The 18,395-nt window shown below is 74.8% G+C and carries 15 protein-coding genes; 10 read left to right on the top strand and 5 right to left on the bottom strand.

Annotated elements, in window-relative coordinates:
* Positions 1-21 precede the first annotated feature (21 nt).
* The 7 genes from ABTZ03_RS27690 (at position 22) to ABTZ03_RS27660 (ending at position 9,414) form a co-directional block, all read left to right on the top strand.
* Positions 22-663, top strand: coding sequence for a class I SAM-dependent methyltransferase (locus tag ABTZ03_RS27690; protein WP_350515804.1), 642 nt, complete (start codon positions 22-24; stop codon positions 661-663).
* Positions 664-668: 5 nt separating this feature from the next.
* A complete protein-coding gene (locus ABTZ03_RS27685) occupies positions 669-1,226 on the top strand; it encodes a hypothetical protein (protein ID WP_350515803.1) in 558 nt (185 codons plus the stop codon).
* A gap of 83 nt (positions 1,227-1,309) precedes the next feature.
* A complete protein-coding gene (locus ABTZ03_RS27680; RefSeq protein ID WP_350515802.1) occupies positions 1,310-2,635 on the top strand; it encodes a M1 family metallopeptidase in 1,326 nt (441 codons plus the stop codon).
* A gap of 98 nt (positions 2,636-2,733) precedes the next feature.
* Positions 2,734-4,509 carry an RNA ligase family protein gene (locus ABTZ03_RS27675; RefSeq protein ID WP_350515801.1) on the top strand — a complete coding sequence of 592 codons (1,776 nt, stop codon included), beginning with the start codon at positions 2,734-2,736 and terminating at the stop codon, positions 4,507-4,509.
* A complete protein-coding gene (locus tag ABTZ03_RS27670; protein ID WP_350515800.1) occupies positions 4,509-7,319 on the top strand; it encodes an RNA repair domain-containing protein in 2,811 nt (936 codons plus the stop codon). Before ABTZ03_RS27675 ends, ABTZ03_RS27670 begins: the two co-directional genes overlap by 1 nt.
* 76 nt (positions 7,320-7,395) lie before the next feature.
* Complete coding sequence (locus tag ABTZ03_RS27665; protein ID WP_350515799.1) at positions 7,396-8,010, top strand: ArsR/SmtB family transcription factor; 615 nt, start codon at positions 7,396-7,398, stop codon at positions 8,008-8,010.
* Positions 8,011-8,082: 72 nt separating this feature from the next.
* Entirely contained in the window at positions 8,083-9,414 is a 1,332-nt protein-coding gene (locus ABTZ03_RS27660; RefSeq protein ID WP_350515798.1) for an MFS transporter, read from the top strand.
* Here ABTZ03_RS27660 and ABTZ03_RS27655 read toward each other — a convergent pair.
* Entirely contained in the window at positions 9,351-9,806 is a 456-nt protein-coding gene (locus tag ABTZ03_RS27655; RefSeq protein WP_350515797.1) for a MarR family winged helix-turn-helix transcriptional regulator, read from the bottom strand. The two genes, ABTZ03_RS27660 and ABTZ03_RS27655, sit on opposite strands and share 64 nt — an antisense overlap.
* Positions 9,807-10,011: 205 nt before the next feature.
* Between ABTZ03_RS27655 and ABTZ03_RS27650 the strand changes: the two genes are divergently transcribed.
* Positions 10,012-11,490: an MFS transporter gene (locus ABTZ03_RS27650; protein WP_350515850.1), complete on the top strand. Its 1,479-nt coding sequence runs from the start codon at positions 10,012-10,014 to the stop codon at positions 11,488-11,490.
* A gap of 120 nt (positions 11,491-11,610) precedes the next feature.
* The gene (locus ABTZ03_RS27645; protein ID WP_350515796.1) at positions 11,611-13,053 is read left to right on the top strand and encodes a pyridoxal phosphate-dependent decarboxylase family protein; all 1,443 of its coding nucleotides are present in this window, start codon (positions 11,611-11,613) and stop codon (positions 13,051-13,053) included.
* 52 nt (positions 13,054-13,105) lie between these two features.
* On the opposite strand, the gene ABTZ03_RS27640 is transcribed toward ABTZ03_RS27645, so the two are convergent.
* A complete protein-coding gene (locus tag ABTZ03_RS27640; RefSeq protein WP_350515795.1) occupies positions 13,106-13,552 on the bottom strand; it encodes a hypothetical protein in 447 nt (148 codons plus the stop codon).
* Between the two features lie 231 nt (positions 13,553-13,783).
* Here ABTZ03_RS27640 and ABTZ03_RS27635 point away from each other — a divergent pair, with 231 nt between their 5' ends.
* On the top strand, positions 13,784-14,212 hold the full coding sequence (locus ABTZ03_RS27635; RefSeq protein ID WP_350515794.1) for a PPOX class F420-dependent oxidoreductase: 429 nt from the start codon (positions 13,784-13,786) through the stop codon (positions 14,210-14,212).
* A gap of 88 nt (positions 14,213-14,300) precedes the next feature.
* On the opposite strand, the gene ABTZ03_RS27630 is transcribed toward ABTZ03_RS27635, so the two are convergent.
* From ABTZ03_RS27630 to ABTZ03_RS27620, 3 genes are all read right to left on the bottom strand, one after another.
* Positions 14,301-15,092, bottom strand: coding sequence for a putative protein N(5)-glutamine methyltransferase (locus ABTZ03_RS27630; protein ID WP_350515793.1), 792 nt, complete (start codon positions 15,090-15,092; stop codon positions 14,301-14,303).
* 250 nt (positions 15,093-15,342) lie between these two features.
* Entirely contained in the window at positions 15,343-17,442 is a 2,100-nt protein-coding gene (ligA, locus tag ABTZ03_RS27625) for an NAD-dependent DNA ligase LigA (RefSeq protein ID WP_350515792.1), read from the bottom strand.
* Positions 17,443-17,607: 165 nt separating this feature from the next.
* Positions 17,608-18,273 (bottom strand): ScbR family autoregulator-binding transcription factor, encoded by a 666-nt coding sequence (locus ABTZ03_RS27620; RefSeq protein WP_350515791.1) that lies wholly within the window; start codon positions 18,271-18,273, stop codon positions 17,608-17,610.
* Positions 18,274-18,395 lie beyond the last annotated feature (122 nt).

Genomic DNA, 18,395 nt, shown 5'->3' with positions numbered 1-18,395 from the left:
CCCCCACCGGAGGACAGTGCCATGACCACCACCCCCACCACCGGCACCGACACCAGCGGCAAGCCCGAGATCAAGCTCGTCGAGCAGGACGGCGAGGTGACCCTCAGCATCGGCGGCGAACAGGCCATGCAGGCCTGGGAGCGCGATCTGATGTGGGCCAGCGCCGACCTGCTGTGCGAGTACGGCCGGGACTTCTACGAGGTCGGCCTCGGTCTCGGCCTGTCGGCCCTGCGGATCGCCGGGAACCCCGCCACCCGCAGCCACACCGTGCTCGAACTCTTCGACGAGGTGGAGGAGTTGTTCCGGGCCCAGCACCCGCGGCTGCCCGCCAACCTGGCCGTCGAGCGCGGCGACTTCTTCCGCCGGATCTTCGAACTGCCCTCGGCGAGCATCGACGGCATGTTCTTCGACCCCGCCCTGGACATGGAGGTGTGGACCGACACCGAGCTGTGGGCCCGCACCATGCCCGAGGTGGTCCGGGTGCTGCGCCCGGGCGGCGTGTTCATCCCCTTCTTCAGCACCAAGCCCGAGCTGCGCTGGCAGTACACCCCGCACTTCCGCCGGATCCGCGTCGAGCGCCACCAGTACACCGCGTACGACACCACCGAGTACACCTACGGCACCAGCGGCGACGCCTACATCCAGTGCTTCCTGAAGGACTGACCGCCATGACCGAGCGCACTCCCGAGTCCGACCGGGTTCCCGGCCCCGACCACACGCCCGAATCCGACCGCACGCCCGAATCCGACCACGCCGCCGCCGCGCCCCGATCCCTCTTCCTGGCGGGCCCGTTCATCCAGCTGCTCGACCCGGCCACCGGTGCGATGCCGGACGACGCCCGGGCGCCGTTCGACCTGCTGATCAAGCACTTCGAGGCCCAGGGCACCGCCGTCCACAACGCCCACCGCCGGGAGGCCTGGGGCGCCGAGCTGATGCGGCCCGAACAGTGCACCGGACTGGACCAGGACGAGATCCGCAAGGCCGAGCTGTTCGTCGCCCTGCCCGGCTCCCCGGCCTCGCCGGGCACCCACATCGAGATCGGCTGGGCCAGCGCCTTCGGCAAGCCGATCGTGCTGCTGCTGGAACGCGGCCGGGAGTACACCTTCCTGGTCCAGGGCCTGCACACGGTGGCGACGGTGGAGGAGGTGGTCTACACCGACCTCGCCACCGCGCTGCCCGCCGTCGACCGGGCGGTCCGGCGGGTGCTGGCCCGCCACCGCGGCTAGCCCCAGCCCACCCCGATTCGACCCGCCCCCTCAACTTCCCTCAACTCCCCTCAACACCCCTTCCACCGACAGGAGTTCACGGCGTGCGACGCCCTCTCCCCCTGTTCGCCGTCCTCGCCGCACTCCTGTCGGTGGCCGCCGCCCCGCCGGGCCGCGCCCCCACCGACCCGACCCGCACCCCCGGCACCCCCGCCTACACCGTCGAGCTCAGCAGCGACGCGACCGGCGCGCACTGGCGCGGCCACGAGCGGATCACCTTCACCAACACCTCGCCCGAGCCCCTCCAGGAGCTGTACCTGCGGCTCTGGGACAACTTCCGCGGCGGCTGCACCACCCCGTCCGTCCGGGTCACCGGCCTGGACGGCACCGCGGAGGTCGACTGCACCGCCCTGCGCGTCCCGCTGTCCCGCCCGCTGCCCCAGGGCGCCGCCGGCACCGTCGAGTTCGACCTCGCCGTCGACGTCCCGGACGGCATCGACCGGTTCGGCCGCGACGGCGCCTTCAGCTACATCGGCAACGCCCTGCCGGTCCTGGCCGTCCACGACGGGACGGGCTGGCACCTGGACCCGTACTCCGAGCTCGGCGAGTCCTTCTTCGGCCTCTCCTCGGACTTCGCCGTGACCCTCGACCACCCCGACGACGTACTGGTCCCCGCCACCGGCACCGCCGTCGACACCCCCGGCGAGCCGGGCCGCACGATCACCCGGATCGGCGCGCGGAAGGTCCGCGAATTCGCCTGGGCCGCCGGGCCGTTCAGCCGGATCGCGGGCACCTCCGCCGACGGCGTGCGGATCGCCGTCTACTCGGCCGCCAACGTCACCGCGGCGGACGCCCGGGCGATGCTGGACCTCTCCCTGCGGACCATCGACTCCCACTCCGCCCACTACGGCGCCTACCCGTACGGGGACCTCGCCACGGTGATCGACAACGCCTTCGAGTTCGGCGGCATGGAGTACCCGGCCTTCGTCCTCGACCGGGTCCGGCCCTCCGCGGTGATCCACGAACTGGCCCACCAGTGGTGGTACGGCATCGTCGGCGACGACCAGTACCGCGCGCCCTGGCTCGACGAGTCCTTCGCCGAGTACGCCATGGACGTCGAACTCGGCAACACCAAGGAGGGCTGCACCGCCGCCACGCCCTTCAAGACCCCGGAGGAACGCCTCACCGGCCCGATGCGCTACTGGGACGCCCACCCCGACCGCTACGAGGCGGTCATCTACGACCACGGCTCCTGCGCCCTGCACGAACTGCGCCGCCTGATCGGCCCGGAGACGATGTCCACCCTGCTGCACGACTACGCCCGCGACCACTGGTACGGCGTCTCCACCACCGAGGAGTTCAAGGCCGCCGCCCAGGCCGCGACCCCCGTCGACCTGGCACCTTTCTGGCGGGAGCACCGCATCGACTGAGCAGCCCCCGAAGCTCCGCCGCCGCCGTTAATCGCTGGCCCGCCCCGCGCACCGGCTCCTACAGTGTCCGCCGGATCAAGGACACCAGGGAGTCGGTCATGCGTGTGCACTACCCCCGGACGCCGCATCTCCCCTGGTCACCGGGGGCGGCGGCGGACGACGTACGGAGCGGGGACGTCTCCGGCCTGGCCGGGGCGGAGGTCGTCGTCACCGAGAAGCTGGACGGCGAGAACACCACCCTCTACGCCGACGGCCTGCACGCCCGCTCACTGGACTCCGCCCACCATCCCTCCCGGGCCTGGGTGAAGGGCCTGCAGCACCGGATCGGCCCGCGGATCCCGGCCGGCTGGCGGATCTGCGGCGAGAACCTGTTCGCCCGGCACTCCATCCCGTACACCGACCTGGACAGCTGGTTCTACGGCTTCTCGGTCTGGACGGACCGGGACCACTGCCTGGACTGGGACGCCACCGTCCGCTTCCTGCGCCGCCTGGGCGTCCCGGCACCCCGGGTGCTGTGGCGCGGCCGGTACGACGAACGGGCCCTGCGCGCCCTGACGTTGGACCTGGACCGGCAGGAGGGCTATGTGGTCCGGACCGTCCGGGGCTTCCCCCGGGCCGAGTTCGGCGAGCGGGTCGCCAAGTGGGTCCGCCCGCACCACGTCCGCACCGACACCCACTGGATGCACGCCGCCGTGGTGGCGAACGGCCTCGGGCCCGATGCCCCGCTCTGGGAGGCCCGTTCCGGCCGGCTGCCCGCACTCCCGCAGCTGGCCGCGGCCCTGGGCCTGGACGTGGCAGAACTCTCCTGCGAGCCCGATGAGTTGGCGGAGGTCTCGGCCCGACTGGACGAGCTCGGCCGGACCGGCGACGCCCGGCTGGCCGGCCTGCTCGCCACCGCGCTGCGCACCGCCCGCCGCCAGTCGCTAGCCCCCCGGCTGGCCGGCCGGCTCGGCCTGCCGCTGGCCCGCCGGGTCGCCGACCTGGTCGGTCTCCACCCCGGCCTGCACCAGCCCTACCCGGACGAGGAGCGCCGCGCCGGGCTGGTCCGGCTGACCGGCGCCACCGACCTCGGCGTGCTGCACGCGGTGGCCGCGACCGCCGCCCCCGGACCCGCCGAACGCGAGCAGGTCGCCTGGTCCGCCCTGCACGCCGAGGACGCCGGACTGCTCGCCCCCGACCCGCTGGCCTGGCTGCGCACCGGGCTGCGCGAGGCCCTCGCCGAGGTCGACCGCCTCGCCGCCGACCGCTGCTGGGCGCAGGCCCGTGAGGCGTACGCGCTCGGCCGCCTCACCGCCGTCGAGGAGGCGGTCGCCGCCACCTGGCGCTGGCGGGACGGCCGGTTCCCCCACCTGGTCCACCTCTGCGGCCCGTCCGGCAGCGGCAAGAGCACCTTCGCCGCCGCGCTGCCCGGGGTCGCCGCCCGGATCAGCCTGGACGACCTGCGCGCCGCCCTCGGCTCGCGCGCCGACCAGCGCCACAACCCCGAGGTACTGCGCACCGGCCTGGCCCGCCTGGACACCGCCCTGGCCGCAACGGCCGCAACGGCCGCAACGGCCACACCGACCGGACCGGCTCCGGCGGCCACCGCCGTGATCTGGGACGCCACCTCGCTCAACCGCGAGCAGCGCTCCCAGGTCCACGCCGCCGCCCGGCGCCGCGACGCCCTGCTCACCCAGGTGGTGCTGCTGGTCGGCGAGGAGGAGCTGCTGCGGCGCAACGCCGTCCGCCCGCACCCCGTACCGCCCGAGGTGCTCACCGCCCAACTGCACCGCTACCAGCCGCCCTACCCCGGCCACGCGCACCGCACCTGGTACGTCGGCCCGGCCGGCACGGTCGAGGACACCGCGGGCACGCTCGACTCCGAGGAGGACTGATGCGCCCCACCGAACAGGTCTGCCAGCGCGTCCGCTGGGACGCCCGCTTCGACCCGGCCCGGTTCACCCTGGGCGTGCGCCAGCGCGACGACCGCACCAAGCGCGTCCCGCTGGAGGCCTTCGCCGCCTCCGGCGAGGTCCCCTGGCACCGGGTCCGCTGGGTCGAGGCCGACGGCGTCCTGGTGTGGGACCGCAGCACCGGCCTGGACCTCCTGGACACCACCGAGGCCGGGCGCCGCACCGAGCCGCGCCACCTGCCCGCGCCCTTCTTCACCGCCACCACCCCGTACGCCTGGCGGCCGGACGGCGGCTGGCAGCCCCACCGGGCCACCGCCGACGCGCCGACCACGGACACCCTGCGCCTGGTCACCTGGAACACCCTGTGGGACCGCTACGACTCCGACCGGATCGCCACCGCCCGTCGCCGTCCGCTGCTGCTCGCCGAGTTGGCGGCCGCCGACGCCGATGTGATCGCCCTCCAGGAGGTCGAACCCGCCCTGGCCGAGCTGCTGTTGGCGGAACCCTGGGTCCGCGACGGCTACACCCTCGGCGCCGACCCGACCGGCCGCGACGTGCCCGAGTACGGACTGCTGCTGCTCAGCCGTCTCCCGGTGCTGGCCGCCGGACGGCACGTCCTGGGCCCGCACAAGGCCGTCGCCGCCGTCACCGTCCAGGCCGGCGACACCCCGCTGACCGTCGCCGCCGTCCACCTGAGCAGCGACCACTCGCCCGACGGACCGGCCCGACGAGAGGCCGAACTCACCGTCCTGGCCGAGGCGTTGGCCGGCGTCGAGGGCGAACTGCTGCTGCTCGGGGACTTCAACGACACCCGTACCGGCCCGGACGGCCCCGCCGCCGCCCTCGGCCTGCGGGACACCTGGACCGAGGTGTACGGCCCGGCCGACGGCACCCCCACCTTCGATCCGACCGTCAACCCGCTCGCCGCCGTCTCCTCGCTCACCGGCCGGGCCGGCCGGATCGACCGCGTCCTGTACCGCGCCGACCGGGCCCGCGCCACCGGGGCCGCCCTGCTCGGCGACCGGCCGACCGACGACGGCCTCCACCCCTCCGACCACTACGGCCTGGCCGTCGACCTCACCCTCGGCGGCGCCGACTCCCCGGAGACCCTCGACGCCGCACCCACCGTCCGCACCGCCGTCGCCTGGCTGCCGCCCGAGGAACTCCGGCCGCCGGTCCAGCGGTTGCGCGCCGCGTACGACCCGCAGCTGCACCGCTGGCCCCCGCACGTCAACCTGCTGTTCGGCTTCGTACCGGAGTCCGACTTCGACCGCGCCCTGCCGCTGCTCGGCGCGGCCGCCGCCGAAGTGGCCCCGTTCACGGCCCGGTTGGCGGGCGTGCACACCTTCGGCCACCGCGAGGACGCGACCGTCTGGCTGGACCCGGCCGCCGCCGGGCCCGAGCCCTGGGGAGCCCTGCACCACGCCCTGGAACGCCGCTTCCCCCGGTGCCGGGGCCGCGCCGAGGGCTACACCCCGCACCTGACCCTCGGACGCAGCGCCGACCCCCAGCGGGTGGCCGCCGACTGCGCGGCCCGGCTGAGCGGCATGGACGCCCGGGTGGGCGAGCTGGTGGTGCTGTCCCGGCGGGGCGACGAGCCGATGCGCCCGCGCGCCGTGGTCTCCCTCGGGACGGGCGAGGTGCGGGAGCTGCCGGAGCAGCCGGTGCTGTCGCTGCACCCCGAGTCCCCCGAACGCACCTCCCGGGCCGCCGAGTTGGCCCACCGGATCGCCGCGGCGCTGCCGGAGGGCGTGGTCCACCAGGTCGGATCCCGTCGGCTGGGCTGCCAACTGGACGGCGGTGACGTGGACTTGGTGGCGGCCCTGGCCGGACCGACCGACCTGCCGGGGGTGCTGGCCCGGGTCGCCGCCGCCCTGCCGCAGGCCCGACAGCTGCGCGAGGTGCGCGGCGCCCGGGTCCCGGGGCTGCGACTGGAGGCGGACGGGCTGACCGTCGACCTGGTCGTGGTCTTCACCGGCGCCCTCGATCCCGCCCAAGCCGTCGCCCGCCGCGCCGAGTTGGGCGAGGCCGCGGCGGTCGCGCTGAGCGCCGTGACGGATGCCGAGGCGATCCGGTCGGCGCTCGGCGGGCGCCACCGGTCCTTCGTCCGACTGGCCCGCGAGGTCAAGGCCTGGTCGCGGGCGCGCGCACTGGACGGCGCGCCGTTCGGTCAACTGCCGTCGCTGGCCTGGTCGGTTCTCGCCGCCCGGACCGTCCTGGACGCCGCCCCGGACACCGCCGACGAGGACCTGTTCCAGCGCTTCACCGAGACCTGGGCCTCCTGGGACTGGCGCCGACCCGTCTCACTCGGCGGCGAGTTCACCGCGCCGCAACCCTCCGCCGTGCTGACCGTCCTCACCCCCTCCGCCCCGGTCCGCAGCTGCACCACCCAGGTCGGCCCGGACACCCGCGACCTGCTCACCGAGGAGCTCTACCGCGCCTGGGAGCTCAGCACCGCCGACCCCGACCCCTGGCCCGCCCTGCTCACCCCACCCCCGCTGCACCGCCGCCACGCCGCCTGGGCCGTGGTCACCGCCGCCCCGCAGTCCGAGGGCCCCGCGCGCGGCCGACTCCGCACCCTGCTCACCGCACTCGAAGCGGCCGGCGCCACCCACCTCCACGCCTGGCCCCGGCCCTACCGCGGCCGCGACGGCCACACCCGTTTTCCGATCGGCCTCGGCCCCGCCCCGCTCCCCCGCGCCCAGCTCACCGCCGTCGCCGACGCCTGGTCCCGCGGCCTGCCCGGTGTCCAGGTCGCCCACGTCGACGGCGGCGCCGTCCCGACCCTCTGAGACTCGCGAGTAGATCCGAAAGTTTTATTGCGCAGTTTTCATTGCGCAACTTTTCCTTCGGATCTACCGTGGAGGCATGCCCCAGGACCCCCAGCACCTCCAACGCCCCCATCCGGACGAGCGGATCACCGACCTCTCCCGCCTGAAGGCCTTCACCAACCCGCTCCGCATGCAGCTCTACCGCCTGCTCTACGCCGCCGGCACCGCCACCGCCTCCCAGCTCGCCGAGCAGGTCGACCAGGCGCCGTCCCTGGTCAGCTACCACCTGCGCAAGCTCTCCGAGCACGGCTTCGTCACCGAGGCCGCCGCGCAGAGCGCCGACGGGCGGGAGCGCTGGTGGCAGGTCGCCTCGGAGGAGGGCTGGGGCTTCCGGGAGTCGGACCTCGCCGGTACGCCCGAGGGCGCGGCCGCCGTCGGCGCGGTCACCCGCGGCCTGGTCGACAGCCGCACCACCCAGTACCGCACCTACCTGGACCAGAGCGCCGCCTGGGGCGCGGAGTGGACCGACGCCGCGTTCACCTCCGAGTGGCTGCTCGACCTCACCCCCGCCGAACTCGCCGAACTGGGCGAGGAGTTGCAGGCCGTCAGCCGCCGCTGGCGGGAACGCGGCAAGGCGGCGCGGACGGCCGGCGACACCGAGCGGCGCGAGCACGTGTCCGTCCACCTGTACGGCTTCCCGTTCCGCCCCTGAAACCCCTGAGCCGCCGAGACACCAGCCAGCCAGCCAGCCGCCAAGTCACCGCCGACCCGCCGGAGTTCCCGCATGGCCACCGTCGAGACGCCCCCCGCCCCCGCCCTGCGCCCCGCCGCCCACCGCGACGCCAACGTCCTGCGCTGGCTCGCCGCCTACACCGCCTCGCTGGTCGGCGACAGCGTCTACTTCGTGGCCCTCGGCTGGTCCGCCCAGCGCGCCGCCGGCCCCACCGAGGTCGGCCTGGTGATGGCCGCGGGCGCGCTGCCCCGGGCGGTGCTGATGCTCGGCGGCGGGGTGGTCGCCGACCGCTTCGATCCGCGCCGGGTGATCCTCGGCAGCGACGCCCTGCGCTGCCTGCTGATCCTCGCCGTCGCCGCCGTCATCGCCCTGACCGCGCCCGCGCTGTGGCTGCTGGTCGCGGTCGCCCTGGTCTTCGGTGCCGTGGACGCCCTGTTCGTGCCCGCCGTGGGCGCCCTCCCGCCCCGGATCACCGGCCCCGACCAGCTGGCCCGGGTCACCGGGCTGCGCTCGCTCGCGATGCGCCTCAGCCAGATCGCCGGCCCGCCGATCGGCGGCCTGGCCATGGGCCTCGGCGGACCGGCCGTCGCCTTCACCGTCGCGGGCGCCCTGTTCGCCCTCTCCCTCCCGCTCCTCCTGTCGATCCGGATCGCACCCCTCGACCACCCGTCCGAGGCCGTCGAACGGGCCACCGCCCGCACCGACCTGCTCGACGGCCTGCGCTACATCCGCCGTCACCCCCTGCTCGGCCCGCTGGTCCTCGCCGGTGCGGTCTGCGAACTCGGACTGGTCGGCACCCTCAACGTCGGCATGGTGCTGCTCAACGCCGAGCGCGGCTGGGGCCCGTCCGGCTACGGCCTGATCGTCGCCTGCTTCGGCGCGGGCGCCGCCGCCAGCGCCGCCCTGCTCGCCGTCGCCGGCTGGCTGCCCCGGGCCGGCCTGACCATGGTCCTCACCCTGCTGCTCGGCAGCGTCGGCGCGGCCGTCCTGGGCCTGGTCCCCGCCCTGGGGGCGGCCGCCCTGCTGGCCGCGCTGGTCGGCCTGAGCGCGGGCGTCTTCGGCAGCCTGAACGGCGCCCTCCTCCAGACCACCGCCGACCCCGGCTACCTCGGCCGGGTCACCTCGGTCATGATGCTCACCATGGTGGGCCTCGCCCCGCTCAGCTACCCGGTGGTCGGCGCCGCCATCGGCACCTGGGGCGCCGCCCCGGTCTTCCTCGGCTGCGGCACGCTCTCCTGCCTCGGCGCGCTCTACGCCCTCGCCTCCCGGGCCGTACGCCGGGCCGAACTCCCCCGCCGCCAGGGCGCTTCCCAGCCTCCCTACGGGCGCGGCCAGGGGCGCCCGTCGATGCCCTCGATGCTGGTGTTGAAGCGGCGCAGGTAGTCGGCGAAGCCGAGGACGTCCGCCTCCGACCAGTCGGCCATCACCAGGTCGAGGGCGCGGACGTGGGCGGCGCGCTCCTCGCCCAGGCGGCGCCGCCCCTCCTCGGTGAGGCGGAACTTGCGGGCCATCCCGCCGTCGGGGTCGGGGATGCGCTCCAGCAGTCCGGCGCCGGTGAGGGCGGCGGTCTGCCGGTTGAGGGTGGAGACGTCCAGGCCGAAGGCGTCGCTGAGCTGGCCGATGGACATCGGCCCCTGGGCCTCGACCCGGCTGAGCAGGATGTACGCGCTGCGCTCCAGCTGGCTGCCCTCGGGGCGGTTGCCGACCTGGCTGAAGTCGCGGTGACGGCCGAAGACCAGGAATTCGAGGGCGACCTGGTGCGTGGGGCTGGTCATGTCGAAGTCCCTTCGATGCCGCGTGACCTGCGGATTCCTCGGTGCGCACCCAGTATGCCAGAGCAGTGCAGCCCACACATGATGTGCACGATGCACAACAGCGGTATGCTCGCCGACGAAGCAGCGATGTGCATGATGCACATTCCATGCATGAGGCACATCCACCTCCGCCACGCCAAGCGCCCCGAACCCCAGGAGGCCCGCCATCAGCGGTCCAGCCCCCACCCTCCGCACCGGTCCGATCGTCGCCACCCTCGCCTTCACCGGCACCGTCGCCGCGATCATGCAGACCCTGGTCACCCCCCTGATCAGCGAACTGCCCCAACTCCTGCACACCACCGCCTCCAACGCCTCCTGGGTCATCACCGCGACCCTGCTCTCCGCCGCCGTGTTCGTCCCGATCAGCGGACGCCTGGGCGACCTGCTGGGCAAGCGCACCATGCTGATCGCCTCCTGCGTCCCGCTGCTGGTCGGCTCGGTGCTGTGCGCGCTGTCCTCCTCCGCGCTGCCGATGATCGCCGGCCGGGCGCTGCAGGGCATGGGCATGGGACTGGTGCCGCTCGGCATCAGCCTGCTCCGGGACGTCCTGCCGCCGGAGCGGCTGGGCTCGGCGATCGCGCTGGTCAGCGCCTCGATGGGGATCGGCGGCGGACTCGGCCTGCCGATCGCCGCCGCCGTCGCCGACTACGCCAGCTGGCGCGCCCTGTTCTGGGGCACCGCCGTGCTGACCGTCGTCATCATCGGGATGATCCGCACCGTCGTCCCCGCCGACACCCCGGCCACCACCCGGCCGGCCGGCGCCGCCCGGCGCTTCGACTTCGTCGGCGCGGCCGGCCTCAGCGTCGGCCTGGTCTGCCTGCTACTGCCCGTCTCCAAGGGCGCCGACTGGGGCTGGGGCAGCACCCGCACCCTGGGCCTGTTCACCGCCGCCGCGGCCGTCCTGCTGCTCTGGGGCCGCTGGGAACTGCGCGTCGCCGCCCCGTTGGTGGACCTGCGGGTGACCGCCCGCCCACGGGTGCTGCTCACCAACGCGGCGTCCGTCCTGGTCGGCTTCGGCATGTACGCCCAGGCGCTGATCGTGCCCCAACTGCTGCAACTGCCGAAGGCCACCGGCTACGGGCTGGGGCAGTCGATGCTGGCCATGGGCCTGTGGATGGCCCCGGGCGGTCTGATGATGATGGTCGTCTCGCCGCTGGGCGGACGCCTGTCCGCCGCGCGCGGCCCCAAGGTCACCCTGATCGCCGGTGCCCTGGCGATCGCCGCCGGCTACGGGCTCGCACTGCCGCTGATGGGCTCCACCTGGGGCGTACTGGTCGCCACCGTCGTCTCCAACGGCGGCGTGGGGCTGGCCTACGGCGCGATGCCCGCGCTGATCATGAGCGCGGTGCCACTGTCCGAGACGGCCTCCGCCAACAGCGTCAACACCCTGATGCGCTCGCTGGGCACCTCGACCTCCGCGGCCGTGGTCGGCGTGGTGCTGTCCCAGCTGACCACCACCCTGGGCGGCCACACCCTCCCCTCGGAGAGCGGCTTCCGGACCGGCCTGGTGATCGGCTGCGGGGTGGCCCTGATCGCGGCCGCCGTCGCCGCGGCGATCCCGGCCCCGCCCGCCCCGCCGGCCACCACCACCGCCGGGGAGGCCGGAACCACCGACGCCGACCGCAGGAACCCGGCCACCGCCTGAACCGCCCGGGGGGGGCGTGACCCGCATCACCGCCCAGGCCACCGGTGGCGGATTGGCCCGCGACGCGCTCTCCGTCCTCCCCTACCGTCGGCCTGACAACCGATCAACGGAGAACCCCCCATGCACCCCGAACTCGCCGCCGACCTCGACCAGTTGCCCGCCCTGCTGGAGGAGGCCCGGCAGCGGGCCGTCGGCTTCCTCGGCGGGCTGGACGAGCGGCCGGTGATCCCGCCGCAGAGCAAGAGCCCGACGACCGCCGCACCGACATCCGCCGCGCCGACGACCCCAGCGCCGACGGCCCCCGCGCCGCTGCCCGAGGACGGCGGCGGGCTGCGGGCGGCCCTGGCGGAGTTCGGCGAACGCTGGGAGCCGAGGCTGTCCGCCAGTGCCGGGCCGCGCTACTTCGGGTTCGTGACCGGCGGGGCGACCCCGGCCGCGCTGGTGGGCGACTGGCTCACCGCCACCGCCGACCAGAACTCCAACTCCTCGCTCGACCCGACCGGTCAGCACCTGGAGCGGGAGACGGTCGACTGGCTGCGCGAGCTGTTCGGCCTCTCCGTCGCGCACAGCGGCACCTTCGTCAGCGGCGCCACCATGTCCAACACCGTCGGCCTGGCGATCGCCCGGGAGTGGCTGGGCGAGCGGCTCGGGGTGGACGTGGCCGAGGACGGGGTCGCGGCGCTCGGCCGGGTGCGGGTGCTGTCCGGCAGCGCGCACTCCAGCATCGCCAAGGCGCTGTCCGTCCTGGGCCTCGGCCGCACCGCGCTGACCACCGTCCCCACCCTCCCCGGTCGGGAGGCCGTGGACCTGGCCGCGCTGGAACGGGCGCTCGCCGAGGCCGACGGCCCGTGCATCGTGGTCGCCAACGCGGGCACCGTGAACACCGTCGACTTCGACGACCTGCGGGCGATCGCCGAACTCCGGGACCGGTACGGCTGCTGGCTGCACGTGGACGCCGCCTTCGGCGCGTTCGCCGCGCTGTCCCCGCTCCACGCCGGGCTGGTGGCCGGGCTGGACCTCGCCGACTCGGTCTGCGTGGACCTGCACAAGTGGCTCAACGTCCCGTACGACAGCGCCGTGCAGTTCACCCGCCGCCGCGACCTCCAGGCCCGGGTCTTCCAGAACGCCGCCGCCTATCTCGGCCCGATCGGCGACCACCCCGACCTGGTGCACCTCACCCCGGAGAACTCGCACCGCCTGCGCGCCCTGGCCGCCTGGTTCACCCTGCGCGCCTACGGCCGGGCCGGCCACCGCGAGATCGTCGAGCGCTGCGTGGCCGGCGCCGAGGCGCTGGGCGCGGCGATCGACGCGACCGACGGACTGCGGCTGCTCGCCCCGGTCCGCCTCAACGTCGTCTGCTTCACCCTCGCCGAGGACCCCACGCCCGAGCGCCTCGCCGCCCTCGCCGACCGGATCTCGGACCAGGCCTTCCTCACCCCGACCCGCTACGCCGGACTGCCCGCCCTGCGCGCGGCGTTCAGCAACTGGCGCACCACGGCGGCGGACGTCCGACGGACGGCCGACGCGCTCGCCGCGGCCCTGCCCGCCGTGAAGGCCGACTGACCACCGCAGGACGTCCCCCCGACGGGTCCCGGACGGACACGGCGGGCGGAACTCAGGGGTGCGCACCGTCCCCGTACACGCCGCCCGCCGTGTCGGTCAGACTCGCCATCAGCTCGGCGTGGGCGAGGTTCACGAACCGCAGCGCCCGCCACCGGGGGTTGTGGTCGGGGTGGTCGCGGAAACCGTCGGCGGTCTCGCACAGCCGCTGCCACCACAGCATCACGTCCTGGCGCAGCCGCTGGATCCCGCCGGGCACGTCCACCCGGCCCGCGACCACCACCTCCCCCCAGCCGCCGAGCATGTCGGACAGGTGGATGCAGTCGTGGAGGGTGAGGTCGGCGAGGCGTTCGGCCGCGAAGCGGGTGGCGCTGCCCTCGGGTTGCGCCTCGACGATCTCGCCGATGCGGGCGGCGAGGAACTCCTGCAGCGGGGTCACGTCGTCGTGGTGCAGGTCGTCGGAGAACTCAAGCAGTTCCCTGGGCCGGTACTCGGCAGCCATCGTGGGTGCTCCCTCGGTTCGGATCAGCACGCGCCCGGGTCGGCGCCCGGACCGGCTCTCGGTGACGGTTCGTCGACGTTTCGTCACGCCCCGTCGCCTCCCGACCCTAGACCCCGACCGGCCGTCGCCACCGGCGATTCCGCAGATCCCCACTCTCCGGTGCGAACGCCCCCGCAACACGCCTGCCGGGCCTTGACCTTCACACCGGTGTGAGGTCCGATGATGGCCCCCATGACCGCCACTGCTCACGACCCGTACGCGCTGCTCGCGCAGAGCCGCCTCGGCATCCTGGCCACCATCAAGGCGGACGGGCGGCCCCAGCTCTCCCCCGTCCTGCCCTTCTACGACCGCGCGGCGAACGCCGTCCTCGTCTCCACCCGGGAGGGGCTGGCGAAGACCGCGAACCTGCGCCGCGACCCGCGGGTCAGCCTGGAGGTGACCGGGCCGGAGGGCCGCTCCTGGGCCGTCGCCGAGGGCATCGCCACCCTCACCGGCCCCGGCACCGACCCGGACGGGCCGGAGGTGGAGGCGCTGGTGGACTACTACCGGCGGGCCGCCGGGGAGCACCCCGACTGGGCGGAGTACCGCGCGGCGATGGTCGCCGACCGTCGGGTGCTGCTCACCATTCCGGTCGACCACGTGTACGGCGCCCGGATCTGACCGGCTGTCCCGGCCACCGACGCAGGGGAGCGGTGGCCGGGACGGTCCAACCCGGGGCCGTTGATCTGAACAACGATCTGAATAATCGTCAACTCTGCCTGGCCGTCACCACTGTGGCGTCCAGCTCCTCCTCCCGGCGGACCTCCGCCGCCAGACCCGCCGCCCGCGCCACCGCCAGCGCGTCCGCCGCCTGCCGCTCGCTGGTCTCGAACAGCAGCGCGCCGCCCGCCGCCAGCCATCCCGGCGCCGCCGCGGTCACCCGACGCAGCACGTCCAAGCCGTCCGCCCCGCCGTCCAGCGCGGGCCGCGCCTCGTGCAACCGGGCCTCGGGCGGCAGCAGTTCGATGTCACCGCTCGGCACGTACGGGACGTTGGCGATCAACACCTCGACCCGTCCGCGCAGTTCCTCGGGCAGGGCGGCGAACAGGTCGCCCTCGAAGACCCGGGCAGCCGTCCCGGCCAGGTTGCGGCGGGCGCAGCGGACGGCCGCCGGGTCCAGGTCGGCGGCGTACAGATCGACCGGGTGCCCGGCCCCGGCCGCGACGGCGGCACCGAGGGCGCCGCTGCCGCAGCACAGGTCGACCACCACGGCGCCGGGCCGGGCGATTCGGGCGGCCTCGGCGGCCAGGAACTCGCTGCGCCGGCGCGGGACGAACACGCCGGGGTCGACGGCGATCCGCAGTCCGGCGAACTCGGCCCAGCCGACGACGTGTTCGAGCGGTCGGCCAGCGGCGCGGGCCAGGACCATGGCGGCCAGCTCGGCGGGTGTGCCGGCGGCGGTGAGCAGGATCCGTGCCTCCTCCTCGGCGAACACGCAACCGGCGGCGCGCAGTCGGGAGACGACGGAGGAACGGAGGGCGTCGGAGGTGAAGACCGGCAAGGGGACCCCTAGGGCAGGACGGGAGGAGAACGGAGGACTCCGTCAGGGCTCCCGCCAGGGTCGACGCCGCGTCGGCGCGCCCGCGCTATCCGCGCGGTGCGCCCGCACGGCCGCGCTCCGGGAGCACCCGCTCGGACGTACCGGTAATGGGACTCACCTCCTGGATCGCGGTCGTGTTCGGCGTCGGTCACCCTACCGCACCGCGGCAGTTCGGCTCACCGCGCCCCGGCCCATCGGCCCGACGGGCGGTTCAGCCGAGGAAGTCGGCCACCAGTGCGGCGAACTCCTCCGGGGTGGTGACCGGCACCCCGAGCTCCTCCGCCTTGGCGCGCTTGGAGCCGGCCTTCTCCCCCGCGACCAGCAGGGTGGTGCGCTTGGACACCGAGGAGGAGGCCTTTCCGCCCGCGCGTTCGATCAGTTCGTTCATCGCGTTGCGGGAGAGCTCGGCCAGGGCGCCGGTCATGCTGCCGGTCACCACGACGCTCTGCCCCGCCAGCGGACCGGCCGCCACGACCGCACCCGCCGTACTCGTGCCCGCGCCCGCCGTGCCCTCTTCCGCCGTACCGGCAGGGCCCGTTGCCGCCGCCGGGAGGACCGGCGCGGACACCTGGGTCCCCACCCCCTGCTCCGTCAACCGGTCCAACAGCCCGGCCACCTCGGCCAGTTCGGCCACGATCACGGCCGCCTTCTCCGCCCCGATGCCGTCCACGCCCGCCAGTGCCTCGGCGTCGGCGGCCCTGATCGCGGCCATGCTGCCGAAGTGTGCGGCGATCCGGCGCGACATCGTCCGCCCGGTGCCGCGGATGCCGAGCGCGCAGAACACCCGGTTCAACGGTCGGGTCCGGGCGGTCTCCAGCGCGGCGAGCAGGTTGTCGGCGCTGGTCTCGCCCATCCGCTCCAGGGTGAGCAGTTGTTCCTTGGTCAGGGTGAAGAGGTCGGCGAGGTCGGCGACCAGCCCGGACTCGACCAGCTGGACGGCCCGGGTGCCGCCGAGGCCCTCGATGTCGAGCTGGTCGCGCCCGGCCGCGTAGATCACCGAGGCGACGGCCTGGCAGCCCCGGCCGCGCACGCAGCGCCAGCGCTGCTCGCTGCGGTCGATGGCGTCGCCGCAGCGCGGGCAGACCTCGGGGAAGGCGATCGGCTGCTCGGCGCCGGTGCGCTCGTCGACCAACGGCGCCTCCACCCGGGGGATGACGTCACCGGCGCGGTAGACGAACACCTGGTCGCCGATCATCAGCCCGCGGCGCTCGATGTCGGCGGGGTTGTGCAGCGTCGCGTAGGTGACGGTGACGCCGTCGATCACCACCGGGTCGAGCACCGCGCGGGGCGCGATGATCCCGGTGCGGCCGACGTTCCACTCCACCCCGAGCAGCCGGGTGACCTTGTGCTGGGCCTGCAGCTTGCGGGCCACCGCCCAGCGCGGTGCCCGGGAACCGGAGCCCGCCTCCGCCTGGTCGGCCACCGCGTCGGCCTTGACCACGACGCCGTCGATCCCGAAGGGCAGCGCGGCACGCAGGGCGGCGATCTCCTCGATCCGCTGCTCGGCCTCGGCGAGCGTGGCACAGCGCCGGGGCGCGGCCTGGGTGCTGGCGGCGGTGTTGGCGCCCAGCTCGGCGAGCCGGTCGAGCAGCGCGGCATGGTCGAGGCCGGGCAGGCCGTGGGCGTCGTAGCCGAAGAAGGTGAGCTCGACCCGGTACGGGCGGTCCTTGGCGCGCAGGGTGCCGGCGGCGCCGCTGCGCGGGTGGGCGAACGGGGTGGCGCCGTGGGCGGTGCGCACGGCGTTGGCCTGTTCGAACTGCTCGTGGGTGAGCAGCACCTCGCCGCGCAGTTCGACGTCCAGCGGCTCGCCGAGCCGGGCGGGCAGACCGAGCACGGCGTCCGCCGCATGGGTGATGTCCTCCCCGGCCAGGCCGTCGCCCCGGGTGAGCACCTGGTACAGGCGGCCCTCGCGGTAGCGGGCGGCGACGGCCAGGCCGTCCAGCTTGGGCTCGACGCACCAGGCGGCGACCGGCCGGCCGAGTCTGCGCTCCAGTCCGGCGGCCCAGGACTCCAGCTCCTCGGCCGAGAACACGTTGTCGAGCGAGAGCATCGGCGTGCTGTGCGGGACGTCGCCGACCACCGCGCCGCCGGCCACCTTGCCGGTGGGCGACTCGGGCAGCACCCGGTCGGGGTGCGCGCGCTCATAGGCCTCGATCAGCCGGACCAGGGCGTCGTACTCGTCGTCCCCGAGCGGGGTGGACCCGTCGCCGTAGTAGGCCGCTGCGGCCCGTACGGCGGTGGCGACGGCGTCGGCGTAGGCCTCCGGGGAGGCGGGAGCGGCAGGGGTGGCCGTGGTGGCTGCGTCCTTCATACCGCCATCATGGCGAGCCGCACTGACATTCGACCTGCTGTGACCCGCCCACCGCCCACCTCCTCGCCGGTCCGGCCGTACGGCGACAGGCGGGCCGGGCGGCGGCGTACCGCGCGGGCCGGGCGGCGACAGGCGGGCCGGACTTACCGCGCGGGCCGGGCGGCGTCAGACGGTCCGGGGCGCGGCCGGACGGGTGCGGTAGCCGACCGAGCTGCCCGGTGGGACGAGGCAGGGCAGCAGCCAGTCCCACAGCGCGCCCACCCGGCGGGCGCGCTCCTCGCTGGGGCAGCCGTCGGCGAAGACCACCTCCAGGCCGCAGGCCGCCGTCACCACCAGCGTCTCCGGGCCCAATCCGCCCGAGCGGTCGCGCAGTTCACCCGCCCGGCGGGCACCGGACAGCAGGTCGCGGACGACTCCGGCCCAGACGCCGTGGAAGCCCCGCATCCCCGCGAAGGTCCCGGCGGGCGCCGCCGGGCGGGGCTCCTCCGGCCACTCGGCGCCGTCACGTCCGAGCCGGAAGGCCGCCCGGATCACCGCGTCCGAGCCCAGGGCGTCGACCAGCCAGTAGCCGGCGTCGATCAGGGCCTGGAGCGGTGAGTCCACGGAGCGCAGGGCGGCGCAGGCGGTGCGCAGGGATGTCTCGGCCTGCTCGAACACGGCTCTGGCCAGCTCCTCCTTGGAGGCGAAGTGGAAGTAGAGCGCCCCCTTCGTCACCCCGGCGGCCCCGGCGATCTCGCCGAGTGTGGCCCCGGCGTACCCGCAGCGGTCGAACAGCGTCGCCCCCGCCTCCACCAGCCGTCCGCGGGTCCGTTCCGACCTCTCCTGAACCACCCGTCCCACCACCCCTCACACCCACCGGCCCGTTCCGGCCGGACTCCGGCGACGCCCGTCCGGGCACCGCCTCCAGCGGCCTGCACCGCCCGTCGTCGGTCGGCCGTCCTCGGCCGACCGGG

This window comes from Kitasatospora sp. NPDC096077, assembly GCF_040303245.1.
Lineage (GTDB): Bacteria > Actinomycetota > Actinomycetes > Streptomycetales > Streptomycetaceae > Kitasatospora.
This window is presented reverse-complemented; position numbering and strand designations above follow the sequence as displayed.